The sequence below is a fragment of the Sphingomonas sp. PP-CC-3A-396 genome (assembly GCF_004343105.1).
Classification (GTDB): Bacteria; Pseudomonadota; Alphaproteobacteria; order Sphingomonadales; family Sphingomonadaceae; genus Sphingomonas.
In genome coordinates this window covers 65,886-91,298 of record NZ_SLYF01000001.1, presented here as the reverse complement: position 1 = coordinate 91,298, position 25,413 = coordinate 65,886, and the positions used below count along the sequence as shown (strand labels likewise).

The following is a 25,413-nucleotide window of genomic DNA, read 5'->3' as shown; positions in this document are numbered from 1 at the left end:
ATAAAATTCCGAAATTTTCGGGCGAAAACCAACAGAATCGGTTTCTTGAGTAAAACTAAAAAAATGTTAATTCCCCGCTATGGTTAACGCGCCATGAGTGCCGGGACGAACAAGCATCCGATGATGTCACGATGTGATATTAAACAGATGTGCTTCGTCGGTTCGGTCACTTGGCAGTGGTGTAGTTGCGGATGGACAATATCTTCGTTGGAAGCGCGGTATCTACGATAAGCGCACGTGGCGATCTGGTTCTTCCCGATCAATTCTGCGTTACGATCCAGTCCAGGGGCGTACGGGACGATCTGTTCGTCGGTCTTCATGCCGAAGATCCTTGCCTGCTGGTCTATGATCGCGCGAGCGTCGACGATCATCATGGCGACGTTGCGCGAAACTGGGAGGGGGGTGCGCGCGATACGGTGCTCCGGCGGCGGCTCGGCTTCGTCGCGCCCGCGCAGATGGACGGCAAGGGCCGGCTCCGCATCGCATCGTGGATGCGAGCCCGCCGCGGGTGCAACAGCGCGCGTTGCTGGTCGGCATGGGCCGTCATTTCGAAGTCTGGAATCTCGATCAGGTACTCGAACAGGGGCCGGGGGATCTGATCGTCCTCGCCGCGCTGCATCTCAACACGTCGATCATCAAGGAGGACCATCATGAACCTGCTCTGTCACGCCTCGGGGCACGTCGCCGCGCCGCTGGTGCTGGAAAATCAGGGGTTTCTGTTCAGTCGTTGCCAGCGCTGCCGGCACGATCTGATCCGCTCCGCGCCGTCGGTGGTCGGTTCGGCGGGCGATAGCTGGACCGGTGTGCCCGAGGGGTTGCGCGTGGCGTGGCGCTCGGCGGACGTGTCGGCCTTCGATCAGCCGTCATGGATACGCCAGTCGTTGCGCCGGATACGCGAGCGCGGCCAGCAATCCGCGACCGCCGTCAGCGACGCCGCGCAGGTCGCGCTTGCGGTGGTCGGCTGGCACGCCACCGACGCGGCGCGCCGCGCGAAGGATACGACGTTGGCCGCCTACCGCTCGGGCCGCCGCGTGATCCGCCTGCCGCGCCCGGCCCGGCCGCCGCACGCCGGCATCGTCATCATCAACCTGACGATGAACCGAGACCCGTCCTGGCAGGACGCGGTCCGCACGGACACGCAGTTCGGCGACATGATCGGCGCGTGATGCGGTTGGCAGCCGGATGGCGGCGGTTCTGATAGTCCGGTCACACCGGCGCAACGCCGCCGACAGGTGTACAATAACCACCCCGGCGAAGGCCGGGGCCCAATTGGAAAGGTCGGCGTAACGACACGCCGTCCTTGATCAGAGTCGTTTCCCAGTTGGGCCCCGGCCTTCGCCGGGGTGGGGTAACAGACGCCCAGTCTCAGCGTCGCCCAGTCTCAGCGTCGCCCAGCCTAGCGCCGCCCGGCGGCCACCGCCGCGTCGCTCGCCAGCTTGTCCGCGCGCTCGTTCTCCGGGTGGCCGGCGTGACCCTTGACCCACTGCCATTCGATCTTGTGCCGGGCCACCGCAGCGAGCAGCGCATGCCACAGTTCCGCGTTCTTCACCGGCTTCTTGTCGGCGGTCTTCCAGCCGTTGCGTTGCCAGCCCTTCACCCACTTTGTCAGGCCGTCCATCACGTATTTGCTGTCGGTGTAGAGCGTCACCGCACACGGCCGAGTCAGCGCGTTGAGCGCCTCGATCGCCGCGGTCATCTCCATCCGGTTGTTGGTCGTCGGCGTCTCGCCGCCCGACAATTCCTTCTCGTGCGCGCCCATCCGGATCACCGCGCCCCAGCCGCCGGGCCCCGGATTGCCCTTGCAGGCGCCGTCGGTGAAGATCTCGACCTTGGTGATGGAAACGTCGGTGTCGTCAGTCATGCAAACAGATCGTCCTTGCGATACGCCTCGAACCGCCGCCAGTACGCCAGCGGATCCTTGCGCGTCACCAGCGCATCCGCCGGCGTGTTGAGCCAATCCCACGCGCGCGTCGCCAGGAAGCGAAGGCACGCCCCCTGCGCCAGCACCGGCAGCGCGGCGCGTTCGGCATCGGTTAGCGGATGCCGACTGACATACCCCGCGACCAGCGCCTTGCCGACCCCCGCATCATAGCCTTCGCCCTGCGCATCGAACGCCCAGGCGCTGTGCAGGATCGCGAGATCGTAGGCGCGGATATCGGTGCAGGCGAAATAAAAGTCGATCAGCCCCGTCACCCGGTCGCCCAGCATCAGCACGTTGTCGGGAAACAGATCGGCATGGATCACGCTGCGCGGCAAGTCGGCGGGCCAAGCCGCGACGACCGCATCCGCTGCCGTGCTAATTGTATCGAACAGCCCGGGCTCGATCGCATCCAGATCGCGGCCGCATTTCGCCAGCAAGGCACGCCACCCGTCGGGCCCCAGCGTGTTCGGCCGCACGCCATCGAACCCGGCGAGGCTGACGTGCATCGCGCCCATCGCGGCGCCCGCCGCATATGCCTGCGCCTCGGTCGGATGCGACACCGACACCCCGGTCAGGAACTCGATCAGGCACGCCGGCCGCCCGCAAAGCTCGTGGATCAGCGCACCGCTGCAATCGGGCAGCGCGCGCGGCACCGGGTTGCCGTCGACCGCGAGATGGTCGAGCATCGCCATGAAGAACGGCAGGTCGTCCGCCGACACGCGCTTTTCGTACAGCGTCAGGATGAACCGCCCGGTCGTCGTATCGACCAGGTAGTTGCTGTTTTCGACCCCCTCGGCGATGCCCTTGGCCGAGACCAGTTCGCCGTGATCGAACTTGGCGAGGAACGCGCCCAGCGCCTCCGCGGACACCTGCGTGTAGACCGCCATGCTAGGCGGCCGCCTCCAGCCCACGGGGCAGCTTGAACGCGATCGTCTCGCGGTTGGTCTCGACCTCGCGCTCGGACACCGTGTAGCGCTCCGACAACCGATCGACGAGTTCGCGCACCAGCAATTCAGGTGCGGAGGCGCCCGCGGTAATCCCCAGCGTACCGACGCCGGCCAGGAAGTCCCAGTCCAGTTCGCTCGCCCGCTGAATCAGCATCGCCGGCGTACCCTCGCGCTCGGCGACCTCGACCAGTCGCACCGAGTTTGACGAATTGGGCGCACCGATCACCAGTACCGCATCGACGCTGTGCGCGATCGCCTTCACCGCGGTCTGGCGGTTCGACGTCGCGTAGCAGATGTCCTCGCCGCGGGGCGGCAACATCTGCGGGAAGCGGCGCTGCAACGTCGCCACCACCGCAGCAGTATCGTCCACCGACAACGTCGTCTGCGTCAGGAAGGCGAGGTTCGACGGATCGGCGGGTGCGAACACCTCGGCGTCCTCGACCGTCTCGATCAGCGACATCGCGCCCGCGGGCACCTGTCCGAACGTGCCGATCACCTCGGGATGCCCGGCATGGCCGATGAACACGATATGCCGGCCCTGCGCGACCAGACGCTCGGCCTGGCGGTGCACCTTCGACACCAGCGGGCAGGTCGCATCGAGATATTCGAGCCCGCGATTCTGCGCGTCGAGCGGCACCGATTTCGGCACGCCGTGCGCGGAGAACACGACCGGCGCACCATCGGGCACCTCGTCGAGCTCCTCGACGAAGATCGCGCCCTGCGCCTTAAGCGTGTCGACGACGAACTTGTTGTGGACGATCTCGTGGCGGACATAGACCGGAGCACCATGCTTCTCGATCGCCAGTTCGACGATCCGGATGGCGCGGTCGACGCCGGCGCAAAAACCTCGGGGCGCTGCGATCAACAGTTCGAGCGGCGGCTTGTCGATTGGGCTCATGATGCGTCAGCCTCTACGCGATTGCTTGCCTGGACGATAGCCGGTTCCTATGGTGCGCCGCGACAGGGGCCGCTTGCGACATGCGGTGGCCCTTTCGCTCGTTCGAGAAGGTAAGCGTCGCCGTGAAAGCCCCTATCCTAGCCGTTTCGGCATGTGCGATCCTCCTGACCGGGTGCGCCGGCAAGGGCGAAGTCGATGCGACCGGCGGCATTTCCGCGGTCCGTTCGGTCTGCCCGCCCGTGGCGATCCCGGCAGCAACCGGTGACATCACGCTGTTCGATCCGGTCACCAGCCGCGACCAGTCGGCGATCGACGTCGCCGCGCTGATGACCAACGTCCGCTCGACCTGTGCCGACGCGACCGACCAGGTCGTTACCAGCGTCACCTTCGACATCCGCGCCCGTCGCAACCGCACGGAGGGTGCGCGCGACGTGACGTTGCCATACTTCATCACGGTAGTCCGCGGCGGCACCGCCGTCGTCGCCAAGCGCATCGGCCGCGTCGCGCTGCATTTTGATGCGGGCCAAGCACTCGCCTCGGCATCCGCAACCGCGTCCGCAACGGTCGCGCGGTCTGCGGCAACGCTACCCGACGACGTCCGCGAAAAGCTGACCCGCAAGCGCAAGGCCGGCGATCAGGACGCCGCGGTCGATCCGCTGAGCACCCCGGAAGTCCGCCAGGCCGTCCTACGCGCCAGCTTCGAGGCACTGGTCGGCTTCCAGCTCACCGACGACCAGCTCAAATACAACGCCACCCGCTAAGCCATTGTCCCTCTCCCCGCCGGGGAGAGGGAAGGGGCCCGCCGCCCTTGCGGTGGGAAGGGAGAGGGGAGTGAGGCTCAAAACGCCCGCCCCGCCGTCATGCCGAGCTAGTTCCGAGGCAACGGAACGATGGCCGACGCGCGCTAAATCTTCCCCCACCCCCAAACCCCCGATTGACTAAGATTGTGCGCCGCGTCACAACTCGCGGCGTCGATGTCGGGCAACCGGCATGGCACCGCGCGGGAGAGCGTTTCCGGTCCTTTCAGGGCTGATGGAACCGCCGAAGGAGCAACCACCCCGGAATCTCTCAGGCACCAGAGACCGCGCGGGGCTGATCGACACTCTGGAAAGCGTCCTGACGTGAGTCGAGGGCCACCGAAGGGGTAAGCGCTGGACAACTCCGGCGCGAAAGCTCTCAGGTCCCGTGACAGAGGGGGTTTGGATCGTTGCACCCATTGGTGCCGCGCGCCCCTTCGACGGAGACGACCATGAGCGACCCAGAACTGCGCGATTACGCCAGCATCATCGACCAGGCCGACGATTACGTCGAGCCCGAGATCCTGCCATTGCCGCTCGACGCATGGCACCGGGCGCAGGGCGCGCGGATGGTAGAGTTCGCCGGCTACGAGATGCCGATCCAGTATGAAGGCATCATGGCCGAGCACGCCTGGACGCGCGACTCGGCGGGCCTGTTCGACGTCAGCCACATGGGCCAGCTCGTCTTCTCCGGCGAAGGCGTCGCGCACGCGCTCGAAACCGTCCTGCCGGGCGATATCGCAGGGCTCGGCGAGGGCAAGATGCGCTATTCGCTGCTGCTGGCGCAGGACGGCGGCATCCTCGACGACCTGATGGCCACGCGCCTCCCCGACGACCAGCCGTCGCCCTTCTCCGCGCAGGACGTCGAGCCCGAGGCGTACGACCCGCTCCACCCGTCGCCGACCGCGAGCGGCAGCTTCTACGTCGTCGTCAACGGCGCCACCAAGTACGACGACATCAGCTACCTGATCGAGCATCTCCCCGACGACGTCACGATCAACATCCTCGAAGACCAGGCGCTGCTCGCAGTGCAGGGTCCCAAGGCGGTCGAGGCAATCGCGCGGATCATCCCCGGCGTCGACGGCCTCGTGTTCATGACCGCGGGTGCGTTCCACTGGAACGACGTCCCGCTGTGGATCAGCCGCTCGGGCTACACCGGCGAGGACGGCGTCGAGATCTCGCTCCCCGCCGAGCACGCCGTTGCGTTCGCCGACGCGCTGCTTGCGCTTCCAGAGATCAAGCCGATCGGCCTCGGCGCGCGCGACTCGCTGCGTCTCGAAGCCGGCCTGCCGCTCTACGGCCACGACCTCGATCCCGAGATCACGCCGGTCATGGCCGACCTCGGTTTCGCGCTGTCGAAGCGCCGCCGCGAAGCCGCCGACTTCCCCGGTGCCGAACGCATCCTGACCCAGCGCGAGCACGGCCCCGCCACCAAGCGCGTCGGCCTGATCGTCGAGGGCCGCCAGCCCGCGCGCGAGGGTGCCGAGGTGATCGACGAAACCGGTGCGACGATCGGCCGCCTCACCAGCGGCGGTTTCGCACCCACCCTCGGGAAGCCGATCGCGATGGCCTATGTGCCGCTTGCGCTCGCCGCCCCCGGCACCCGCATCGAGATCGCACAACGCGGCAAGGTCCACACCGCCACCGTCACCGCGATGCCCTTCATTCCCCACCGCTACGTCCGCGCAGGAGCCAAGTGATATGAGCCGTTACTTCACGCAGGATCATGAATGGGTCGACGTCGACGGTGATGTCGGCACCGTAGGCATCTCGGAATACGCGCAGAGCCAACTCGGCGATGTCGTGTTCGTCGACGTCCCGGAAGCCGGCAAGACGCTGAGCAAGGGTGACGAAGCCGCGGTCGTCGAGTCGGTCAAGGCCGCGTCAGACGTGTATTCGCCGGTCTCGGGCACCGTCACCGAGGGCAACGCCGCTTTGACCGACGATTCCAGCCTGGTGAACTCGGATGCCGAAGCGGCGGGCTGGTTCTTCAAGCTGACGCTCAGCGACCCGAGCGAACTCGACAGCCTGATGGACGAAGCCGCCTACGCAGCCTTCGTCGAAGGGCTCTGATCTAACTGCTACCCCCCTCCCGCTAGCGGGAGGGGGCAGGGGGTGGGCGCGCGCTCTCCTCCAGCGTTCCGCCCGTTTGATGCCGGGCGCCCACCCCCGACCCCTCCCGCATGCGGGAGGGGGGAGTTGATGCCGATGCGCTACCTTCCCCTGACCCAGCCCGACCGCGCGGAAATGCTCGCCGTCATCGGTGCCGCGACCATCGACGACCTCTTCGTCGACGTGCCGCAAGCCGCGCGCCTCGACGGCCCGGTCCGCGACCTGCCGATGCACGCCTCCGAAATGGCGGTCGAACGCCACATGTCGGCGCTCGCCAAGAAGAACCTCACCGCCGGCGAAGCACCGTTCTTCCTCGGCTGCGGCGCGTACAAGCATCACGTCCCCGCCTCGGTCGATCACCTGATCCAGCGCGGCGAGTTCCTCACCGCCTACACGCCGTACCAGCCGGAAATCGCGCAGGGCACGCTGCAGATGCTGTTCGAGTTCCAGACTCAGGTCGCGCGGCTGCTCGGCACCGACGTCGCCAACGCCTCGATGTACGACGGCTCGACCGCGTGCTGGGAAGCGATCGTGATGGCGCGTCGCATCACCAAGCGGGGCAGGGCGATCCTGTCGTCGGGCCTCCACCCGCATTACGTCTCGGTCGCGAACACGATGGCCAAGTTCACCGGCGACGTGCTCGACACGACCGCACCCGAACTGGTCGCCGACATGGACCTCGACCAGCTGATCGCGAAAATCGACGACGATACGTCGTGCGTGGTCGTCCAGTACCCCGACATCCTCGGCCGCATCGCCGACCTGCGCCCGCTCGCGGATGCGTGCCACGCGAAGAAGGCGCTGCTGATCGCGGTCGTCACCGAGCCGGTCGCGCTCGGCGCGATCACCTCGCCTGGCGAGATGGACGCGGACATCGTCGTCGGCGAAGGCCAGTCGCTCGGCGTCGGTCTCCAGTTCGGCGGTCCTTACGTTGGCCTGTTCGGCTGCAAGGACAAATACGTCCGCCAGATGCCCGGTCGCCTTTGCGGCGAGACCGTTGACGCGGACGGCCGCCGCGGTTTCGTCCTCACGCTGTCGACCCGCGAGCAGCACATCCGCCGCGAAAAGGCGACGTCGAACATCTGCACCAACTCCGGCCTCTGCGCGCTGGCCTTCTCGATCCACATGACGCTGCTCGGTGAAGCCGGCCTGCGCCAGTTGGCCGAGGTGAACCACGCAGGCGCGGTGTCCGCCGCCGAGCGCTTGTCGCAGATCCCCGGCGTCGAACTCGTCAACGACAGCTTCTTCAACGAGTTCACGCTGAAGTTGCCCGTCGAAGCCCGCCCCGTCGTCCGCACGCTCGCCGATCGCGGCATTCTTGCCGGCGTATCGCTCGGGCGTCTTTACCCCGGCCAGGACGCCCTCGCGAACGGCCTCGTGGTCGCGGTGACGGAAACGACCACCGCGGAGGACGTCGAAACGCTTGCGTCCGCACTCCAGGAGATACTGGCATGAGCATCAACCAGAGCGGCTGGCGCCCGACCTCGCCCGAGGCGAACACGGGTAACGTCCCCGCATCGGTAACCGGCAACAAGGCGCTGATGCTGGAAGAGGCGCTGATCTTCGAGATCGGCGACGCGCACACCACCGGCGTAGATTTCGACACCTTCGGTTCTCCTGCGAACGCAGGAGCCCAGGGTTCCAAGGACGCCGCTCGTAACCCTGGATTCCTGCGTTCGCAGGAAAACAAGCTGGGCGGGTTGCTCCGCGCCGCACCGATCGGCCTCCCCGGTCTCTCCGAACCCGAAACCGTCCGCCACTACACCCGCCTTTCGCGCCAGAACTACGGCATCGACCTCGGCTTCTTCCCGCTCGGCTCTTGCACGATGAAGCACAACCCGCGCCTCAACGAGAAAATGGCGCGCCTCCCCGGTTTCTCCGACGTCCACCCGCTCCAGCCGGTCGACACGGTGCAGGGCGCATTGGAAGTCATCCATCAGCTCGCGCACTGGCTCGTCACGCTTACCGGGATGACCTCGGTCGCGATGAGCCCCAAGGCCGGCGCGCACGGCGAACTCTGCGGCATCCTCGCGATCCGCGCCGCACTCGAAGCCAAGGGTGAAGGCGCGCGGAAGATCATCCTCGTCCCCGAGAGCGCACACGGCACCAACCCCGCCACCGCAGCCTTCGCCGGCTATAGCGTCGAGGACATCCCCGCCACCGCCGAAGGCCGCGTCGACACCGCCGCGCTGAAGGCCCGGCTCGGCCCCGACGTCGCCGGCGTGATGATCACCAACCCCAACACCTGCGGCCTGTTCGAGCGCGACATGCGCGAGATCTCCGACGCGGTGCACGCGGCGGGCGGCTTCGTCTATTGCGACGGCGCGAACTTCAACGCCATCGTCGGGCGCGTGCGCCCGGGCGATCTCGGCATCGACGCGATGCACATCAACCTGCACAAGACCTTCTCGACGCCCCACGGCGGCGGCGGCCCAGGCTCGGGCCCGGTGGTGTTCTCGGAGGCTTTGACTCCCTACGCACCGCTCCCGTTCGTCGAGAACCAGGACGGCCAGTTCGTACTCGTCGAGGAGGAAACCGCAGGCGAACACCACGCCGGCAGCTTCGGCCGCATGGTCGCGTTCCACGGCCAGATGGGCATGTTCACGCGCGCGCTGACCTACATCCTCAGCCACGGCGCCGACGGCCTGCGCCAGGTGTCGGAGGACGCGGTGCTCAACGCGAACTACATCCTGCGCAGCCTCGACGACACGCTCGACGCACCGTTCGGCCCCTCGGGTCCGTGCATGCACGAGGCGTTGTTTTCGGATTCCGGCCTCGCCGCCGGCTTCTCGACGATCGACATCGCCAAGGGCCTGATCGACGAGGGCTTCCACCCGATGACGATGTATTTCCCGCTCGTCGTCCACGGCGCGATGCTGGTCGAGCCGACCGAGACCGAATCGAAGGCGGCGCTCGACCAGTTCATCGCCGCACTCCGCTCGGTCGCCGAACGCGCCAAAGCCGGCGACCCCAGCCTCAAGACCGCGCCGCACTTCGCCCCCCGCGCCCGCCTCGACGAGACGCTTGCGGCGCGCAAACCGGTGCTGGTCTGGAAGGACCCGGCCCCGCTGGCGCAAGCCGCCGAGTAACGATACGCTCCCCGTCTGGCCCGGGATCACCGGGCAGGGCGGGCTATCAATGCAGGCGCACGAAGCACAAGGCTGGATCAGCTACGCGATCACGGCGGTCATTATCGGCACCGTCTTCGCGGTCCGCTGGCGCCGCATGAGCGTGGTCAAGCCGCTCAAGCTCGAACGCCTCTGGGTTTTCCCTGCACTCTATGCTGCCGTCGCGCTCTACATGTTCGTAATGTATCCGCCGCAGGGTGTCGCCTGGCTGTTCTGTGTGCTCGCGCTCGTGATGGGCGCCGCACTCGGCTGGCAGCGCGGCAAGCTCATGCGGATCACGATCGACCCCGACAGCCACGCGCTCAACACGACCTCCTCGCCCGCCGCTGTCTTCTTCCTGATGGCGATCGTCGCCGTCCGCACCGGTGCCCGCGCCATCATCGGCGACGGCCACGCGCTGCACCTCAACGCCTTCGCGATCACCGACATGCTGGTCGCACTCGCGCTCGGCCTGTTCACTACCCAGCGCGTCGAGATGTACCTCCGTGCCAAGCGGATGCTGGAAACCGCCCGGGTTCGCTAGCCCCACCCATTCACGAGCCCCACCCGTCATCCCAGCGAAAGCTGGGATCTTTCGCGGCTTGGGAGCGACATTCCTCGGAGAGATCCCAGCTTTCGCCGGGATGACGGTGGGGAGGGAGTGAAGGTCACGCAACCGGACCGACGACGGAATCTAGCGTCGCAACTCACACGTGACGAACCCCCGCGCACCCGCTATCCGCACCGCATGATAAAGCGCGCACTCCCCGTCACCCGCGAGGCGGATTTCTCCGCCTGGTACCAGGCCGTCATCTCCGAGGCCGATCTCGCCGAGGAATCCGGCGTCCGCGGCTGCATGGTCATCCGCCCCTGGGGCTACGGCATCTGGGAGCGTATCCAGCGCCTGCTCGACGACCGGATCAAGGCGACCGGCCACGAGAACTGCTATTTCCCGCTCTTCATCCCGCTCTCGTACTTCGAGAAGGAAGCCGAGCACGTCGACGGCTTCGCCAAGGAAATGGCCGTGGTCACGCACCATCGCCTCAAGGCCGACGGCTATGGTCGCCTGATCCCCGATCCCGACGCCAAGCTCGAGGAGCCGCTGGTCGTCCGCCCGACCTCTGAAATGGTCATCGGCGCCGCGTTCGCGCGCTGGGTCCAGTCGTGGCGCGACCTGCCCGTGTTGATCAACCAATGGGCCAACGTCGTCCGCTGGGAGATGCGCACGCGCATGTTCCTGCGCACCAGCGAGTTCCTCTGGCAGGAGGGCCACACCGCCCACGCCACCGCCGAAGAAGCGCGCGACGAGACGCTGAAGATGCTCGAAGTCTATCGTGACTTCGCGGAGGAGTGCCTCGGCGTCCACGTGATTGCCGGCGAAAAGCCCGAGAACGAGCGCTTCCCCGGCGCGGTCGCGACCTATTCGATCGAGGCGATGATGCAGGACGGCAAGGCGCTGCAAGCCGGTACCTCGCATTTCCTCGGCACCAACTTCGCCTCGGCGCAGAACATCCGCTTCCAGAATGCCGGCGGCGAGTTCGAGCTGTGCAACACGACCAGCTGGGGCGTGTCGACGCGGATGATCGGCGCGGTCATCATGGTCCACGGCGACGACGACGGCCTGCGTGTGCCGCCGATGATCGCACCGTGGCAGGTCGTGATCGTGCCGATGCTGCGCGACGTCCCTGAGGACGCGGCGATCGTCGACTACTGCAAGTCGCTCCAGGCTGAGCTCGCCAAGCAGTCCGCGCTCGGCGAACCGGTTCGCGCGCTGCTCGACCTCAAGCCTGCCAAGGCCGCGACCAAGCGCTGGGGCTGGGTCAAGAAGGGCGCTCCGATCGTGATCGAGGTTGGCGGCCGCGACGTCGCGGGCGGTAACGTCACCGTCATCCGCCGCGACCGCCTGTACCGCGAGGACGGCAAGCTCGACAGCAACGCCGTCGCGCGGACCGAGTTCGTGAGCGAAGTCTCGGGCATGCTGCACGACGTTCAAGCTACGCTCCACGTCGAATCGATGAATCGCGTGAAGGGCAACATCGTCCCCGCCGACGACTTCGCCGCGGTCGAAGCGCATCTCGCCGACGGTGTGAAGAACCCTGGCTGGGTCGATGTTCGCTGGTCGAAGCCGACCGGGCCTGCGCTCGACAAGGTGGTCGAGCGGTTGAAGGCGCTCAAGCTCACCATCCGCAACGCGCCGATGGGGCAGACCGGCTGCGACGACGGCGCGTGCATCTTCACCGGCGAACCCGCGGTGGAGCGCATCCTGATCGGCCGCGCTTACTAAGCGCGCCGATCGGCTGCGGTCGGCGTCACGTCGAGGGCTTGCTCGAAGTCGGGGGCGGGGTGCCAAACGGCCCGGATACCCCGTGCCACGGAGCACCCAAAACGGACCGGTCTGTCGGCTGCGTCGCGGTTCCCTGTCTGGTATCGTCGCATCGTCTTTGGACGGTGCGACCTTAGGGGGCAGGCATGGGCGTGACGGGGATCGGCGGCTTCTTCTTCCGGGCGAAGGACCCGGAGGCGATACGAGCTTGGTATGTCGAGCATCTCGGCGTGGGTTCGATACCCTATGGATCATGGGAGACGCAGGCCGGACCCAGCGTGTTTGCGCCGTTCGCGGTCGACGCCGACTATTTCCCCCAGGATCGCCCCTGGATGCTCAACTTGCGCGTCGACGACCTAGACGGCCTGATTGCGACACTCCGCGCGGCCGGGATCACGGTGATCACCGATCCCGAATGGGACATGCCCGGCTTCGGCCGCTTCGCCCGCATCCATGATCCGGAAGGCAACCCGATCGAACTCTGGCAACCCGACGATCCTTCATAAGGATAACGCGTCCAGCTTCGGTCGGATGAGCGGCAGTGCCACCAGCCGATCGGTCGAGGATTCAGCGACCCCACTTGCGCGGAGTTCGACCCCCTCGCCAGTGCACTCACTTTGCCGCCATTGATCTGCTGTCTGGTCTACCGGATGATTGGCGCACGCGCTGCGTTATTGCTTCGGCCGGGACAGATCGACATTCGACCATTCACCGTTGCGCGCGTGCTACAGCGGTTGGCTCTCCGACCGATGCCCATGTTTCCCCGCGAAGGCGGGGATCCAGACTGGGCTCCCGCCTTCGCGGGAGAACAAGGAGGAGGAGCGTAACGAACGCGTTGGGCATCGCGTGCAGGTCCGATCGCGACAGTACCGACAAATTCCGAGTGCCGCCGTTCCGCAAAACCAGATTTTCTCGACTCCGCGACACCTGGATGCCGACCCAAGCCGGCCCGAGCGTAGCCTAAGGGCGGCATGACGAGAACAAATCAGACGGCACACGCTAAAACCCGGCTATCCGCACCCGCGCGCACCGATCTCCGGGTGGTCAAAACAATTCCCCCTGCGGCCCCCGCGGCGCCCGGAACAGGTCGTTGCGGAGCGCGATCCGCTCCTGATTCAGCCCGTGCTTCGCGCACGCGATCCGGAACCGCGTTCCCAGCAGGTCCGCCCACGGCCCTTGCCCCTTCATCCGCGTAAAGAAATTCGGGTCGTTGTCCTTGCCGCCACGCAGCGACGCGATCGTCGCCATCACCTTCCCCGCGCGATCAGGGAAATGTTCGTCGAGCCACGCGCGGAACAGCGGTGCGACTTCATGCGGCAATCGCACGGGAATGAAGAACGCCCGGCTCGCCCCTGCTTCCGCTGCCCGCGCGACGAGGTGTTCGATCTCATGGTCGGTGATTGCCGGGATGACCGGCGCGATCGACACGTAGACCGGCACGCCCGCATCGGCGAGTTTGCGCACCGCCGCCAGCCGTCGCTCGGGATGCGGCGCGCGTGGTTCGACGGTCGACGCGATCTTCGGATCGAGCGAGGTGATCGACATCGCCACCGCAGCCAGCCCCTTCGCCGCCATCGGCGCGAGCAGGTCGAGATCGCGCACCACGCGGTCGGACTTGGTCGTGATCGTCAGCGGATGGTCGGTTTCCGCCAGCACTTCGATGATTCCCCGCGTTATCCGCCAGTCGGTCTCGATCGGCTGGTACGGATCGGTATTCGTTCCCAATGCCATCGGCGCACAGACATAGCCCGGCTTCGACAGTTCGGCGCGCAACAGCGTCGCCGCCGAAGGCTTGGCGAACAGCTTGCTCTCGAAATCCAGCCCTGGCGACAAATCGTGGAACGCATGGCTCGGCCGCGCGAAACAATAGATACAGCCATGCTCACACCCGCGATATGGATTGATCGAGCGGTCGAACGGTACGTCGGGCGAGGCATTGCGGCTGATGATCGTCCGCGGTGTCTCGACTGTCACCGTCGTGCGCAGTTTCGGCGCGATCCCGTCGATCCCCTCGCGCATGTCGAGCCAGTCGCCGTCCGCCTCGGTCTGCGGCATGTTGAACCGGCGGCTTTCGTCATTGCGCGTCGCACCGCGAACCGGACGGACCTGTTTCATCGCGCGATGATACGACCGAATAAGGAACATATAAAGAACATAATATTTCGGTCTATAAAATGCTCGATCGGCTGAGTTAATCTGCATCTACCTGAATTTGATCGCTTTTCACCAAGTACGACGGCACGCGAATCAATACTCGCGGCCGGTCGCGATCCGGCGTAGGGCGAAACGATGACGGGACAGATGACCACGGTGGAACGCGCATTCGAACTGGCACGCTCGGGCGAGTGCGAGTCGGTCAACGCGCTACGGCAACGCTTGCGCCGCGAGGGCTATGACGCGGTGCATCTCCATCTTCATGGCTCGTCGATCAACAAGCAGCTTGTCGACCTCATCCATGCGGCGAGGGGCGGGTCCGCGCTGGCGTAGCAACAGGCGTCACGCCTTGAACAGCGAGCGGGCCTTCAGCACCGATGTTGCGCCGCTCGCGTCGGTCACCGCGTAGGTGAAGCCCGGCAGCAGACAGTAAGCCCCGACATTCCCGTTCGTATCGAGTGCCAGGAAGCCGACCTGGACGCCGCGGATCGCCGCGCCGCGCAGCGTTGCGATATGACGGACGACCTCTTCGCACGCCTGCTGCGGCGTTGCGCCCGCGCGCATCGAGGCCACGACCCGCGCCGATCCCGCCACGCGCGTGACTTCCTCGCCAAGCCCCGTCGAGGTCGCGCCGCCGACGCCCGCCTCGACGTACAATCCCGAGCCGACCTGCGGAGAATCGCCAACCCGGCCGCGCATCTTGAACGCCATGCCCGACGTGGTGCACGCGCCGGCCATCCGTCCGTCGGCGCTGCGCGCAAGCAGACCGATCGTGTCATGGTCGAGCGCGCCGCCGGGCGTACGGGTACTGCGGTTCTCGCTATTGGCCTCAGGTTGGTATTTCGAGGTCTTGAGCCACTCGCGCCATGCTTTTTGGGACTCTGGCGTGAGCAGCGACTGTTGCGGAAACCCCTGATCGCGCGCGAACCGCGTCGCGCCTTCGCCGACCAGCAACGTGTGCGGCGTCCGCTCCATGACGCGGCGCGCGACCGAGATCGCGTGCACCGTGTCCTCGAGCGCGGCGACCGCGCCGACGCCGCCGGCATCGTCCATGATGACCGCATCGAGCGTGACGTGGCCGTCGCGGTCGGGATAGCCCGAATAGCCGACGCTGTGGTTGTTCGGGTCCGCCTCGGGCACCATCGCTCCCGCCTCGACCGCATCGAGCAACGATCCGCCGGCGCGCATCTTGGCGAATGCCGCGTCGTTGGCGGCGGCCCCGAAGTCCCAGGTCGAGAGGACGACCGCACCCGATCCGCCGCGAATGCGGGGCGAACCGCCTTGGTCGCGCGTGCCAGGTCGCGACGCGGCGCGCGCGAACGGTGCGGCGAGATTGATCGCGCCAAGGCCGCCCAGCGCCGCCAGCAATGACCGTCTCGTATTCATCGTTCGTCCCCCGGGCACCAATCGCGGGATGCTATCGCAGACCATATCGGCTGACCAGTCGCCATGCTGCTTTGCAACATTATTTCTTCGATGTCCTATATCGGTATTGTTTAGGCATTGACGAAAACTTCCTTTTGACCAAACCTGTCATCGGGGCCGGTGAACGCGTCGTGACGCAGCCGGAGTTAGAAGGGGAACATGATGATATTGGATCAGTCCGTGTCGCGGATCGCTCTCGCAGCGTCGATCTTTCTCGCGGCGATGCCGGCCGCGGCGCAGGTCAGTCCCGCCGATGCGGTAAGCCCGGCGCAGGCCGCGGCAACGACTCCGGCGGAGGCGAAGGTCCAGGCCGACGCCGATACCGCGCTCGCCACGCAAGAGACCGCCCGTACCGCCGCGGTGGCGGACGACACCGTCGTGGTCACCGGTTCGCGGATCCGCCGTCCCAACATGACGTCGGCGGCGCCGATCACCACGGTCACCGCGCAGGATATCCGCGCGCAGGCCGCGATCACCGTCGAGGACGTGCTCAATCGCCTGCCGCAGGTGTCGCCCGACAGCCAGCAGACCTATCAGGACTCGGACGGCCGCCAGCGGATCAAGCTGCGCAGCCTCGGCTTTGAACGCACGCTCGTGCTGGTCGACGGCAAGCGGCTCGGTACGCAGAACGGCCAGGACGTCGGCATCATCCCGCCCTCGCTGCTCGAACGCGTCGACGTGCTGACCGGCGGCGCATCGTCGGTCTATGGCTCGGATGCGGTCGCGGGCGTCGTCAACTTCATCCTCAAGAAGGATTTCGAGGGCATCCAGCTCGACGGCAATTACAGCTTCTACAATCACGACAACAAGGACACGATCGTCTCGCCGCTGGCGCGCGCGAACGCATTCGGCAGCCCGCGCGGACTCGCCAACGACGGCGGCCGTTCGGACGTCACGCTGACCGCGGGGTCGAAGCTGTTCGACGGCGCGCTGCGTTTCTCGGGCTTCGTCAATTACCGCCAGGCCAACGACGTTCCCTATGACGCGCGATCGACATCCGCCTGCCAGCTCGTCCAGACCGGCAAGGACGGCCCACTGTCGTGCTCGCTGTCGACCTATTCACCGAGCGGCTATGTCTCGCCGCGCAGTGGCGCGAACAGCGGCGTCGGCTATGTCAACGATCCCGCCGGCACGCAGACGTTCGTGCCCTACGGCGCCGGCGCGGGTAACGCCGCCAATCCGTATGACGGCTATTCCTATCAGCGCCAGTTCGAGCGGTATACCGCCGGCGGCTTCGTCAGCGCACGGATCACGCCCGAAATCGAGCTGTATGGCTCGGGGATCTGGTTCCGCGACAAGTCGATCAATCCCTACCCGACGCGCATCTACAGCTACACCGCCTATGGCGATGCGCCGTACCAGGTGAACTGCAACAACCCGTATCTGTCGGCGTCGCAGGCCAGTACGATCTGCGGCGCGCAGGCGGGCACGTCCGCGACGGCTCCGCTCGATGTGCGTTATCGCTTCAACGACCTGCCGTTTGCACCTGACACGTATCTGAACACCGCGATCCGCGCGACCGCGGGCGTACGCGGCACCGTCGGCAAGGCGTGGACCTATGACGTCGGCGGCGTCTTCTCGCGCAATCAGCAGGATATCACGTTCGGCAATTTCGCCGATTACGACCGGGTCAATCGCTCGCTCAACGTCGTCAACGTCAACGGTACGCCGACCTGCGCCTCGAAGGTATCGGGCGTCGATCCCGCCTGCGTTCCGTTCGACGCGTTCAGCGCCGGAACGCTCGGCGCACCACTTGCCGAGTATCTGTTCACCGGCCGCAGCGGCACGTCGAAGGGTGTCGCCAAGCTATGGGACGTCGTCTCGTCGGTCACCGGCGATCTCGGCAAATACGGCGTCACCTCGCCCTTCGCGAACGACGGCGTAGCGATCGCGCTCGGCGCCGAATACCGCAAGGACAGCTATGCTTCGTCCGCCGATGCGATCTACCGCGAGCAGAATGGCGGCACCGACTTCAATCTCAGCCAGGACGTCTGGGAATCGAACATCGAGGTTCAGGCGCCGCTGGTCCAGGAGCGTCGCTTCGCGCATCTGTTGCAGGCGACCGGCGGTTTCCGCGTCTCGAAATACAGCAGCAACCCGAGCGTCTTCAACACTTGGAAGCTGGAGGGCGTCTATGCGCCGATCAGCGACCTGACCTTCCGCGCCTCGTTCAACAAGGCGCAGCGCGCACCGACGGTGTTCGAGATCCGCCAGGCGACGAACATCGATTACAGCCGCCAGGGTGGATCGCAGAACGACTTCTGCGCGCCGGTCGCGCGGCAGGTGGCGGATCCGAACAATCCGGGCCGGACGATCACCAGCACCACGCCGCTCGCCTCGCGCGAGGTGTGCGCCGCGACCGGACTGTCGGACGCACTGTACGGCAGCGCCACGCTGCTGTGCCCGAACGACCAGTGCACGGTGCGCTCGGGTGGCTTCACCGCGGATCCCGAGACCGCCTACACGCAGACCTATGGCCTGGTCGTGAAGCCGAGCTTCCTCAAGGGGCTGGTCTTCTCGGTCGATCGCTATCGGATCAAGATCAACAATTCGCTCGGCTATAACGACGACAGCTATTACACCGATGGCTGCCTGCGCTCGGGCGGCGACCAGTTCTTCTGCTCGGGGATCGTCCGCCAGCCGGGCACCGGCATCCTCTACGCCGCCGCCGCGAGCAACCCGACCAGCGGCTTCATCCGCGCAGGCACGACCAACTACTATTTCTCGATCGCCCGCGGCTGGGACTTTCAGAGCCAGTACACGGTCGGCCTTGGCGGTGCGGGCAAGCTCGATCTGAACTTCAACGGATCGCTGACGACGTTCGCGGGCGGCCAGGATTCACCGCTTCAGCCCAAGCGCAACTGCGCAGGCTATTACGGCAATGGTTGCAGCCAGCTGCTGCCGAAATGGTCGCACGGTCTGCGGACGACCTACACGACGGGCGACGGGATCTTCAGCACGTCGTTCAACTGGCGCTATGTCGGTTCGCTGACGCATGCCGACAATTCGGGTGACGAGGCGATCGGCGGCACTGCGGCCCGCGCGCGGACGACCTTCTACCATATCGCGCCGGTCAGCTATTTCGATCTGGCGATGACGTTCGCGATCTCGAGGGACTTCTCGCTTCGGTTCGTCGCCAACAACCTGCTCGACAAGACGCCGCCGATCCTGGCGAATTCGTACGACATCAGCCTCGCGCGCAGCAACACCATCCCCGCGCGTTACGACTCACTCGGCCGCAACCTGGCGGTAGGCGCCACCGTCCGGTTCTGACCGCTCGGATGAACGACTGACCTCCGAAACCCTCCCCCCCACCGGGGGAGGGTTTTCGGTTCAGTCCCCTTCGATCAATGCCGCGCCGCCCTGCGCATCCAGATCGAGCATCGCCGGCGCGTCCGCCTTCGTCGCCGGCCATTTCGGCAGCCCTGTACCGTTCGGGTTACCGGTCTTCACGAAGTTCACGAGATACGCGCTCGCGGTGTGCGCCGCCGCCCGGTCGGTCGCGCTGGTCTGCGCACCATATTTTATCGCTGCGGTATCGAAGAAGAATGGGATGTCCGTCGCATGCGATGCGCCCGCGGTTTTAGCGGTCCGAACCGACGTCGCCACATACGAGAACCGGTAATGATAGGTCGGCACGCCCTTCGCCGCGAGCACCGCCGCGGTGTCGCGCGCGCCGGCGATCATATAGCCTTGCGGCCCACCGATATCGTCACTGGTCGCGCCAATCATCACCGGCACCCGGGCGAACCGTCCCGCGGCATAGGCGGCGACGGGATCGACCGCGAGCCTGCCATCGACCACCGGCCCGCTATACGTCCGCGGCCCCGATCCCGGCGTGAACATCGCCGCCAGGCTCAAGCCATCGGTCACCTGGTCCGCCGACAGTCGACGCAGCTTGGCCAAGGCCTGCGGATCACCGGCCGCAATCCCCTTCGACTGCGCGAACGCGATGCCGATCGTCTCCGCCGTGGCGATCGTCCCGGCAGGCCCGGTGCTGGGGCCGCCCGATTGCACCACTGCCTTCTGGAATGTCCCGCGCGCCATCGGCGACGTCAGCAAAGTGTGGACCGACATGCCGCCTGCGCTTTCGCCGATGATTGTCACGTTGGCGGGGTCGCCGCCGAACGCCGCGATGTTGCGCTTGACCCATCTCAGCGCGGCGAGCTGATCCATATAGCCATAATTGCCAAGCAGCCCGTGATCGGGATCCTGCTTCGTCAACTGCGGATGCGCGAACGTGCCGAACCGTCCGAGGCGGTAATTGAAGCTGACGACCATGATGCCGGACTTGGCCAATTCGCTGCCGGAATAGGTCGGTGGCGACGATCCGCCGTTCACGAAGCCGCCACCATAGATCCACACCATCACCGGCAATTTCGCCTTCGCACCGGCGGGCTTCCACACATTGGCATAGAGGCAATCCTCGGCCGGCGGCGTGCCAAGCGGCGCGGCATCGCTTGGGAAAGGTTGCTGCATGCAGTCATTGGCATAGCGGCTCGCGTCGCGCTCGCCGCGCCAGGCGGCCGCGGGCTGGGGGGCTCGCCAGCGGAGCGGACCGACCGGTGGCGCAGCGAACGGAATACCCTTGAACGCCACGACTCCACCGGACTCGCGACCCTGCAATCGACCGGTATCGATCCGCACACGCGTCTCGCCAGCTTCGGCTTGCGCCAACGTTGAACTGGCCAGCAAAGCCGCCGCAAGGGTGAAGGTCAAACGCATGGCACTATCCTCGTCTCTGATCGAAGCGATAACGGCCGAAGCGCGCGACAGAAATCAGTGACGGGGCCCGCGGCGGGAAATCGAACCCGGACCCATCTCCTGCATCGCTGTAACGCAACGTCTGACAATTCCGCCACATTGGCCTGGCAATGGTAGCGCACAGTTAATCGCATAGACAACGGCTGGCTGAACGTAGCGTATAGTATCGACGCAGCCATGATGACTGGGGGGAAGGCGATCCGAACGCTTTCAAAACCTCACCATGGGAAAGCCGCCGCCGGATGCCCGCGTGAACACGCCTCCGACAGCGTCCACTGGCGTCTAATCTTCTGGTCGCAGGCTTCGTGCCACCGACACCGATGTGCTTGGACGGTGCCGTCGGACGATCGCAACCGATTTGCCCCCGACAGAGTAGACTTGGCGGTCGGTTTAGATAATCATGGCGTCCGCCAGACACTTGAAGGGTAAAGCCTTGGTATCCTGCTACTCACCGACCCCGGTTTTGGAACAGATCGGTGAACGGTGGTGGCGACGCATCGGGGCTGGAACGCTGACCGCCATCATCATTCTGCTGGCGCTGTGGTTCACCCTTTTTTGGATCGAAGAGCGACACGAGGATATCGGGCGGAACACTCCCGTCCTTGTCACGCTGCTGCCTCTGCCCGAACGTCCGGTCGCGCCGCCCCCCGTTCCTCCTGAGCCCCAGCGTGTTCGCGAGGTCGACGCGGCGGATGGACGGCAGCGTCAGGAGCCTATGCCGGACGTCAGGCCGCAAACGGCACCACGTGCGCCTTTAATTCCGGATGTGCCGGATAGTACACTATCGCCTCCCACCATCACGCTCGCCACGTCCGAGCCGATTGCTCCAGCACGGCTCGCCGGTGCCGATGGCGTTGGTGGAGGGCCATCGCACGTCGCCAACCGCGGTGATGGTGCCGGCATCGGACCTGGCACCGGATCTGGTAACGGCGTCTCCGGCGGTGAACTCGACGGCCCAGGCCCGCTCGACGTGCTTCGAAAGGCCGATTGGGTATGGAAACCCGGCGACAGTGCGTTGCAGCCGTTTGCACCCCGGCAGGCCGTCGAGAAACGCATTTCCGGAAAGGCGGTCCTCGCCTGCCGGGTTCTGCTCTCGACCCGCGTGCATGATTGCCGCGTCATCGCCGAGAGCGCCGGGGGATTTGGCTTTGGCAAGGCGGCGCTGACCGCCTCACGGATCTTCCGGGTTCATCCCCCGCGGCGCAACGGCAAGCCGCTGAACGATGCGTGGGTCGGCATTCCCGTTGTTTGGATCACGGACTCCGTGGTCAAGATGGGCAAGCTGGAAATCGTGACACCAGCCGTCCCAGACACCGCGCCGACCCACTGAGTACATAACAGCGACCCGCGATCGGGGGCACGGATAGAATTCTCAAGTTCCGCCAAGGCGATGAGCCTGGCCGCGTCTGCGAACACAGCCCGTTAGCAAACTCTCAATCAGTCGCTGCGAAACCATTCCGCCGGGTCACCCGCGGGTCTGGCTGTACTCTAAGCGCTCTGATTTGCCAGCAATCCTGCAGGCGTTGCAGGACGGACGTTTTTGGAACGGGAAGATGCGCCAGTGACGCTAAATGCAATCTGCAAGGCCATCTTGGGGTGGCTTCCGCCCGTATATTTATTAGCGGGCTGGGCTGTCAGTGGATTGTATGTTTTCCACTATACCAGAGCAGTAGCCGCAATCGGGATAGTTTTGGGCATCGCGATATTCGTCCATTACAATGTGATGATCAGGTCGAATATCGTGGACGAACGCAAGTCTATTGACCTGGATCGGACGGCCAAGATCGCCCTTTTTCTCGCCAGCTTGGGATTTTGTGTAGTATTTCTATATCTGATGATCGCCAGCTGGACAGCCTATAAGGCGTACGCGGCTGCGCCGCTATTTGGCGTCGGAATGGTCTACGTTCCCGCCTTCTCGCTCGGCGTTGCTTCGGCCGCGTATGTAAAACTGATCGCGGTGCACGTATCCAAGCTCAAAAGAGTAACGTGAGCCAAGTCGGTCGGGGATGCCGGCTAAGAGGTCACGCGGGTTGAAAGCCCGGGGATCGCGCGACGTGGACGACCGGGAAACGAGATAGATGGGCCGGTCGTCGGACCGGCCCACTATACTTACGCCTTCTTGCGCGCGCGCTTCGGGCTTGCGGCGGCCTCGATGTCTTCCTCCTCGTCCGGCGAATCCTCACCGGCTTCGGTCAACGCCTCGCCAAGCGCCTTGAGTTTCTCCTGCGACTTGTCGGACTTGTCGGCGATCTTGGTCGTCGCCGTGCCCAGGCGGTGCAACAGCGCATGGACGCGATCCGCGTCGGGCGTGTCCTTTTCCAGTTGCTTGCGCAGCGAGGCGAGGTCGCGCAGGATGCCCTTGGCACCCGCAGTATCGACGTCGGCCAGCGCGGCTTCCCAATCCTCAACCATGTCGGCACCCTTGGTGGGCTTGGTAGCATCAAGTCCGCGGTTGATCGCGTTCATCGTTCCGGCGAATTTAACGGCCATGTCATTCTCTCCGCAAAGCCTGTAGTGGCGATCGTCAACGCGGTGTCGCGGAGGAAATGTCCGGGCGGACCGGGTTACCGTATTGCTTTCGATCAATCGGGTGGCGAAAACCGTACGAACCGTATCCTGGGTTATCTTTTGCCGACGCGGCCAAGGCCGAAGTCGACGGGCGGGCAGTAGCTGAAGGACGCATGAGCCAACCGCCAAAACTCGGCAACCGCGCTAACTCTCCTTCGAAGGCAATAGTTTGCAACAGCCCCACACCCGGCGCAGCGGCACGCAAGGACCCCCACCGCCACGCCGGTATTTACGCGAATTCCTCAGGCGAGCGTCAACCCAACATCCACATTCCCCCGCGTTGCGTTGGAATACGGGCAAATCTGATGTGCTGCATCGACCAGTTTCTGCGCATCGTCACGCTCTAGACCCGGCAATGATACCGTCAGGTCGGTCGTGATACCGAAACCACCCGCGGACCGGGGGCCAATGCCGACCCTGGCAGTGACCGCGACGTTTTCGGGCAATTTCATCTTCAACTGCTGACCGGCGACCTTCAGCGCGCCGATGAAGCAGGCGGAGTAACCGGCCGCGAACAGCTGTTCCGGGTTGCTGCCGTCGCCGCCAGCGCCGCCCAGTTCCCTTGGCGTCGAGAGCGCGACGTCGAAGCGACCGTCCTGCGAACGAGCATGTCCGTCACGACCACCGGTTGCTGTGGCTTCAGTGGTGTATTTCACGTCGATCGACATTTTGAGTCTCCAATTGCTTATCGCGATAAATATTTAGGTAACCTTGCTACGGTTGTCCAGCATTATTTTGTGCGATAATCATTTCCGTGATACTGATCATTATGAAGGAGCTATGTGTGTCCGACCCTCTGCCACTCGACGATCAACTGTGCTTTTCGCTCTACGCTGCGACGATCGCGATCAATCGTGCCTATAAGCCTGCGCTCGACCGGCTTGGCATAACCTACCCGCAGTTTCTCGTTCTTCAGACCTTGAACGAGGTTCAGGATGGCCGTTCGATCGGCGCCATCGCCGAGAGGCTCGCGCTGGAACCGAGCACGATCACGCCACTGGCCAAGCGTTTGGAGGCAGCGGGGCTCGTTACGCGGATTCGCAATCCCGCCGACGAGCGTGAGGTCCGCGTCCGTTTGACCGACGCGGGTCGCGCCCGCTGGGCTGAGACGGGATGTCTGGGGCCGTTGATCGTGGAACGATCGGGAATGACGCCGGACAGGCTGGCGTATCTCAACGCTGAAGTGGCGGCGCTTCGTCAGGCGCTAGCGCTCAAGCCCGGGGCCAAATCCGCAGTGGTTCAGTGAAATTTGCGGTAGATCTTAGGATGCATCTGCTAAAAGCATAGGCGCTAAGATGAAGCCTTCGCTCATTTGATGAGATAGCAACCCGTCGGTCCGCCCCGCGGTTGCGGCTCCGACTGACAATGTCAGAGGGGCTGCCGCTGCGCCCGCAACCATCCCGTAATCGAATACCGCTTCGTCGGCGCGGAGGGCGTTACATAGGACACGCTGTGGAGTTGCGGGACAGCTAGGATGTCGAGCGTGTTGAAGTCCGGGACAAGTCCCTCGACCATGCCGTCGCGATCATGGAACAGCAGCAGGCCGCCCCATTCGGCGCGCCACTGCGGGGTGAGGCCGAACACATAGGCCGCACGTCGATCCTTGCCGGCAACCTCGTCGTCGTGCGCGGTGAGGAAGTCGCAGGCTGCGTGGGCGGTCGCCTGCGCATCGACGAACCGCGTATCGTCGGCGCCGGTGATCGCCTTCAGCACCGCCAGCGGGGCGGGACTCGACAACTACGAAGCGAATAGCGTGAGCAGATCGGGGTTCGCTACGCGTGCGCCCACGCCGTCCGCCACGCGGATCGTCTCGTAGCGATATTGGCAACCGTTCTCGGCGCCCTTGTGAACCGCGGCATCCAGCGCCTTTCGCTGCGGATCGCTCATCGCGTCGCGGACCGAGCGATCGAGTTCGTAAAAAGTGTCGTTGCTGTTCAGCACCTGCCGCCAATCCGCATGGTCCTGAAGATATGCGTGCAGGCGTTGCGGCCCATCGCCCAACAACAGGTCCTTAATCCTGACGCGACCTGCGCGCGCGTACCGCGCGCGCAGGTCCGAGACATCGAGGTTGGGGTTGAGCAGGAATGGGTCGGTCGGCATCGAAAACCTCGCAGAGGATGCCCACACCTAACGCCGATGTACGGCCAGCAGAAGGGTGCGTGTTTATCCCGCTACGCCACCGATATGAGTTCCAGCGCGCGTGGTGGAGCCGAGGGGAATCGAACCCCTGACCTCTGCAGTGCGATTGCAGCGCTCTCCCATCTGAGCTACGGCCCCGCGCGGTTGGCCATAGGCCAGGATGGTGATCTAGCGGCTCGATTTGGGCGTTGCAACCGGGTTGGTGCGACCACGCCAACTGACCTTCGGCGCGTCGTCGCAACGGAGCGTCGGGTCGCC

General features: G+C 65.1%; 26 protein-coding genes, 1 tRNA gene and 1 riboswitch. Of the genes, 14 read left to right on the top strand and 13 right to left on the bottom strand.

Annotated features, from left to right (window positions below):
- Positions 1–83: 83 nt before the first annotated feature.
- Together C8J40_RS00445 and C8J40_RS00440 are read right to left on the bottom strand one after the other, a co-directional pair.
- Positions 84–320: a hypothetical protein gene (locus tag C8J40_RS00445; protein ID WP_132895337.1), complete on the bottom strand. Its 237-nt coding sequence runs from the start codon at positions 318–320 to the stop codon at positions 84–86.
- A gap of 50 nt (positions 321–370) precedes the next feature.
- Positions 371–652 (bottom strand): hypothetical protein, encoded by a 282-nt coding sequence (locus C8J40_RS00440; protein WP_132895336.1) that lies wholly within the window; start codon positions 650–652, stop codon positions 371–373.
- On the opposite strand from C8J40_RS00440, the gene C8J40_RS00435 reads away from it, so the two are divergent.
- The gene (locus C8J40_RS00435) at positions 651–1,166 is read left to right on the top strand and encodes a hypothetical protein (protein WP_132895335.1); all 516 of its coding nucleotides are present in this window, start codon (positions 651–653) and stop codon (positions 1,164–1,166) included. The genes C8J40_RS00440 and C8J40_RS00435 overlap by 2 nt on opposite strands.
- Positions 1,167–1,396: 230 nt before the next feature.
- On the opposite strand, the gene rnhA is transcribed toward C8J40_RS00435, so the two are convergent.
- Genes rnhA through ispH form a run of 3 tightly spaced genes read right to left on the bottom strand, consistent with a single transcriptional unit; the run spans position 1,397 to position 3,766 of the window.
- On the bottom strand, positions 1,397–1,861 hold the full coding sequence (gene rnhA / locus C8J40_RS00430) for a ribonuclease HI (RefSeq protein ID WP_132735670.1): 465 nt from the start codon (positions 1,859–1,861) through the stop codon (positions 1,397–1,399).
- Positions 1,858–2,808: a homoserine kinase gene (gene thrB, locus C8J40_RS00425; RefSeq protein WP_132895334.1), complete on the bottom strand. Its 951-nt coding sequence runs from the start codon at positions 2,806–2,808 to the stop codon at positions 1,858–1,860. The genes rnhA and thrB overlap by 4 nt, the downstream gene beginning before the upstream one ends.
- Before the next feature lies 1 nt (position 2,809).
- Positions 2,810–3,766 (bottom strand): 4-hydroxy-3-methylbut-2-enyl diphosphate reductase, encoded by a 957-nt coding sequence (gene ispH, locus C8J40_RS00420; RefSeq protein ID WP_132735665.1) that lies wholly within the window; start codon positions 3,764–3,766, stop codon positions 2,810–2,812.
- Between the two features lie 80 nt (positions 3,767–3,846).
- Here ispH and C8J40_RS00415 point away from each other — a divergent pair, with 80 nt between their 5' ends.
- The 8 genes from C8J40_RS00415 (at position 3,847) to C8J40_RS00380 (ending at position 12,611) form a co-directional block, all read left to right on the top strand.
- Positions 3,847–4,527, top strand: a complete 681-nt coding sequence (locus C8J40_RS00415) for a hypothetical protein (protein WP_243693150.1) — start codon at positions 3,847–3,849, stop codon at positions 4,525–4,527.
- Positions 4,528–4,757: 230 nt separating this feature from the next.
- A riboswitch (glycine riboswitch) is annotated at positions 4,758–4,861 on the top strand.
- Between the two features lie 154 nt (positions 4,862–5,015).
- On the top strand, positions 5,016–6,263 hold the full coding sequence (gene gcvT, locus C8J40_RS00410) for a glycine cleavage system aminomethyltransferase GcvT (RefSeq protein ID WP_132895333.1): 1,248 nt from the start codon (positions 5,016–5,018) through the stop codon (positions 6,261–6,263).
- A 1-nt stretch (position 6,264) separates the two neighbouring features.
- Positions 6,265–6,636: a glycine cleavage system protein GcvH gene (gene gcvH, locus C8J40_RS00405; RefSeq protein WP_132735659.1), complete on the top strand. Its 372-nt coding sequence runs from the start codon at positions 6,265–6,267 to the stop codon at positions 6,634–6,636.
- Between the two features lie 135 nt (positions 6,637–6,771).
- Positions 6,772–8,130: an aminomethyl-transferring glycine dehydrogenase subunit GcvPA gene (gene gcvPA / locus C8J40_RS00400; RefSeq protein ID WP_132895332.1), complete on the top strand. Its 1,359-nt coding sequence runs from the start codon at positions 6,772–6,774 to the stop codon at positions 8,128–8,130.
- Positions 8,127–9,764: an aminomethyl-transferring glycine dehydrogenase subunit GcvPB gene (gcvPB, locus tag C8J40_RS00395; protein WP_132895331.1), complete on the top strand. Its 1,638-nt coding sequence runs from the start codon at positions 8,127–8,129 to the stop codon at positions 9,762–9,764. The genes gcvPA and gcvPB overlap by 4 nt, the downstream gene beginning before the upstream one ends.
- A gap of 49 nt (positions 9,765–9,813) precedes the next feature.
- Positions 9,814–10,326: a CcdC protein domain-containing protein gene (locus C8J40_RS00390; RefSeq protein WP_132895330.1), complete on the top strand. Its 513-nt coding sequence runs from the start codon at positions 9,814–9,816 to the stop codon at positions 10,324–10,326.
- Between the two features lie 204 nt (positions 10,327–10,530).
- Entirely contained in the window at positions 10,531–12,066 is a 1,536-nt protein-coding gene (locus tag C8J40_RS00385) for an aminoacyl--tRNA ligase-related protein (protein WP_132895329.1), read from the top strand.
- A gap of 185 nt (positions 12,067–12,251) precedes the next feature.
- The gene (locus C8J40_RS00380) at positions 12,252–12,611 is read left to right on the top strand and encodes a VOC family protein (RefSeq protein ID WP_132895328.1); all 360 of its coding nucleotides are present in this window, start codon (positions 12,252–12,254) and stop codon (positions 12,609–12,611) included.
- A gap of 538 nt (positions 12,612–13,149) precedes the next feature.
- Here the strand turns inward: C8J40_RS00380 and C8J40_RS00375 are convergent.
- On the bottom strand, positions 13,150–14,220 hold the full coding sequence (locus C8J40_RS00375; protein WP_132895327.1) for a PA0069 family radical SAM protein: 1,071 nt from the start codon (positions 14,218–14,220) through the stop codon (positions 13,150–13,152).
- Between the two features lie 174 nt (positions 14,221–14,394).
- On the opposite strand from C8J40_RS00375, the gene C8J40_RS00370 reads away from it, so the two are divergent.
- Positions 14,395–14,592 carry a hypothetical protein gene (locus C8J40_RS00370; RefSeq protein ID WP_132735639.1) on the top strand — a complete coding sequence of 66 codons (198 nt, stop codon included), beginning with the start codon at positions 14,395–14,397 and terminating at the stop codon, positions 14,590–14,592.
- 9 nt (positions 14,593–14,601) lie between these two features.
- On the opposite strand, the gene C8J40_RS00365 is transcribed toward C8J40_RS00370, so the two are convergent.
- Positions 14,602–15,645 (bottom strand): N(4)-(beta-N-acetylglucosaminyl)-L-asparaginase, encoded by a 1,044-nt coding sequence (locus C8J40_RS00365; RefSeq protein ID WP_132895326.1) that lies wholly within the window; start codon positions 15,643–15,645, stop codon positions 14,602–14,604.
- Positions 15,646–15,843: 198 nt separating this feature from the next.
- On the opposite strand from C8J40_RS00365, the gene C8J40_RS00360 reads away from it, so the two are divergent.
- Complete coding sequence (locus C8J40_RS00360) at positions 15,844–18,957, top strand: TonB-dependent receptor (RefSeq protein WP_243693149.1); 3,114 nt, start codon at positions 15,844–15,846, stop codon at positions 18,955–18,957.
- A 60-nt stretch (positions 18,958–19,017) separates the two neighbouring features.
- Here C8J40_RS00360 and C8J40_RS00355 read toward each other — a convergent pair whose 3' ends face one another.
- Positions 19,018–20,409 (bottom strand): carboxylesterase family protein, encoded by a 1,392-nt coding sequence (locus C8J40_RS00355; RefSeq protein WP_132895325.1) that lies wholly within the window; start codon positions 20,407–20,409, stop codon positions 19,018–19,020.
- A 502-nt stretch (positions 20,410–20,911) separates the two neighbouring features.
- Here C8J40_RS00355 and C8J40_RS00350 point away from each other — a divergent pair.
- Both C8J40_RS00350 and C8J40_RS00345 read left to right on the top strand, forming a co-directional pair.
- Entirely contained in the window at positions 20,912–21,778 is an 867-nt protein-coding gene (locus C8J40_RS00350) for a TonB family protein (RefSeq protein WP_165911330.1), read from the top strand.
- Positions 21,779–21,988: 210 nt separating this feature from the next.
- Positions 21,989–22,438 (top strand): hypothetical protein, encoded by a 450-nt coding sequence (locus C8J40_RS00345; protein ID WP_132895323.1) that lies wholly within the window; start codon positions 21,989–21,991, stop codon positions 22,436–22,438.
- Positions 22,439–22,557: 119 nt separating this feature from the next.
- Here the strand turns inward: C8J40_RS00345 and C8J40_RS00340 are convergent, their stop codons facing one another.
- Positions 22,558–22,938 carry a hypothetical protein gene (locus C8J40_RS00340; RefSeq protein WP_243693148.1) on the bottom strand — a complete coding sequence of 127 codons (381 nt, stop codon included), beginning with the start codon at positions 22,936–22,938 and terminating at the stop codon, positions 22,558–22,560.
- Positions 22,939–23,258: 320 nt separating this feature from the next.
- Positions 23,259–23,684, bottom strand: a complete 426-nt coding sequence (locus C8J40_RS00335; protein ID WP_132895322.1) for an organic hydroperoxide resistance protein — start codon at positions 23,682–23,684, stop codon at positions 23,259–23,261.
- A 116-nt stretch (positions 23,685–23,800) separates the two neighbouring features.
- Here C8J40_RS00335 and C8J40_RS00330 point away from each other — a divergent pair, with 116 nt between their 5' ends.
- The gene (locus C8J40_RS00330; protein ID WP_132895321.1) at positions 23,801–24,262 is read left to right on the top strand and encodes a MarR family transcriptional regulator; all 462 of its coding nucleotides are present in this window, start codon (positions 23,801–23,803) and stop codon (positions 24,260–24,262) included.
- Between the two features lie 122 nt (positions 24,263–24,384).
- Here C8J40_RS00330 and C8J40_RS20645 read toward each other — a convergent pair whose 3' ends face one another.
- From C8J40_RS20645 to C8J40_RS00320, 3 genes are all read right to left on the bottom strand, one after another.
- Entirely contained in the window at positions 24,385–24,753 is a 369-nt protein-coding gene (locus C8J40_RS20645; protein WP_243693147.1) for a 2OG-Fe(II) oxygenase family protein, read from the bottom strand.
- Positions 24,754–25,116 (bottom strand): hypothetical protein, encoded by a 363-nt coding sequence (locus C8J40_RS20640; protein ID WP_243693146.1) that lies wholly within the window; start codon positions 25,114–25,116, stop codon positions 24,754–24,756.
- Positions 25,117–25,217: 101 nt separating this feature from the next.
- Positions 25,218–25,293, bottom strand: a tRNA-Ala gene (locus C8J40_RS00320).
- Positions 25,294–25,413 lie beyond the last annotated feature (120 nt).

Bases quoted from the DNA above. Each gene is read 5' to 3' on its own strand.
- C8J40_RS00445 (WP_132895337.1), bottom strand. From the start codon at position 320: ATGAAGACCGACGAACAGATCGTCCCGTACGCCCCTGGACTGGATCGT.
- C8J40_RS00435 (WP_132895335.1), top strand. From the start codon at position 651: ATGAACCTGCTCTGTCACGCCTCGGGGCACGTCGCCGCGCCGCTGGTG.
- C8J40_RS00440 (WP_132895336.1), bottom strand. From the start codon at position 652: ATGATGGTCCTCCTTGATGATCGACGTGTTGAGATGCAGCGCGGCGAG.
- rnhA (WP_132735670.1), bottom strand. From the start codon at position 1,861: ATGACTGACGACACCGACGTTTCCATCACCAAGGTCGAGATCTTCACC.
- thrB (WP_132895334.1), bottom strand. From the start codon at position 2,808: ATGGCGGTCTACACGCAGGTGTCCGCGGAGGCGCTGGGCGCGTTCCTC.
- ispH (WP_132735665.1), bottom strand. From the start codon at position 3,766: ATGAGCCCAATCGACAAGCCGCCGCTCGAACTGTTGATCGCAGCGCCC.
- C8J40_RS00415 (WP_243693150.1), top strand. From the start codon at position 3,847: ATGCGGTGGCCCTTTCGCTCGTTCGAGAAGGTAAGCGTCGCCGTGAAA.
- gcvT (WP_132895333.1), top strand. From the start codon at position 5,016: ATGAGCGACCCAGAACTGCGCGATTACGCCAGCATCATCGACCAGGCC.
- gcvH (WP_132735659.1), top strand. From the start codon at position 6,265: ATGAGCCGTTACTTCACGCAGGATCATGAATGGGTCGACGTCGACGGT.
- gcvPA (WP_132895332.1), top strand. From the start codon at position 6,772: ATGCGCTACCTTCCCCTGACCCAGCCCGACCGCGCGGAAATGCTCGCC.
- gcvPB (WP_132895331.1), top strand. From the start codon at position 8,127: ATGAGCATCAACCAGAGCGGCTGGCGCCCGACCTCGCCCGAGGCGAAC.
- C8J40_RS00390 (WP_132895330.1), top strand. From the start codon at position 9,814: ATGCAGGCGCACGAAGCACAAGGCTGGATCAGCTACGCGATCACGGCG.
- C8J40_RS00385 (WP_132895329.1), top strand. From the start codon at position 10,531: ATGATAAAGCGCGCACTCCCCGTCACCCGCGAGGCGGATTTCTCCGCC.
- C8J40_RS00380 (WP_132895328.1), top strand. From the start codon at position 12,252: ATGGGCGTGACGGGGATCGGCGGCTTCTTCTTCCGGGCGAAGGACCCG.
- C8J40_RS00375 (WP_132895327.1), bottom strand. From the start codon at position 14,220: ATGAAACAGGTCCGTCCGGTTCGCGGTGCGACGCGCAATGACGAAAGC.
- C8J40_RS00370 (WP_132735639.1), top strand. From the start codon at position 14,395: ATGACGGGACAGATGACCACGGTGGAACGCGCATTCGAACTGGCACGC.
- C8J40_RS00365 (WP_132895326.1), bottom strand. From the start codon at position 15,645: ATGAATACGAGACGGTCATTGCTGGCGGCGCTGGGCGGCCTTGGCGCG.
- C8J40_RS00360 (WP_243693149.1), top strand. From the start codon at position 15,844: ATGATGATATTGGATCAGTCCGTGTCGCGGATCGCTCTCGCAGCGTCG.
- C8J40_RS00355 (WP_132895325.1), bottom strand. From the start codon at position 20,409: ATGCGTTTGACCTTCACCCTTGCGGCGGCTTTGCTGGCCAGTTCAACG.
- C8J40_RS00340 (WP_243693148.1), bottom strand. From the start codon at position 22,938: ATGGCCGTTAAATTCGCCGGAACGATGAACGCGATCAACCGCGGACTT.
- C8J40_RS00335 (WP_132895322.1), bottom strand. From the start codon at position 23,684: ATGTCGATCGACGTGAAATACACCACTGAAGCCACAGCAACCGGTGGT.
- C8J40_RS20640 (WP_243693146.1), bottom strand. From the start codon at position 25,116: ATGCCGACCGACCCATTCCTGCTCAACCCCAACCTCGATGTCTCGGAC.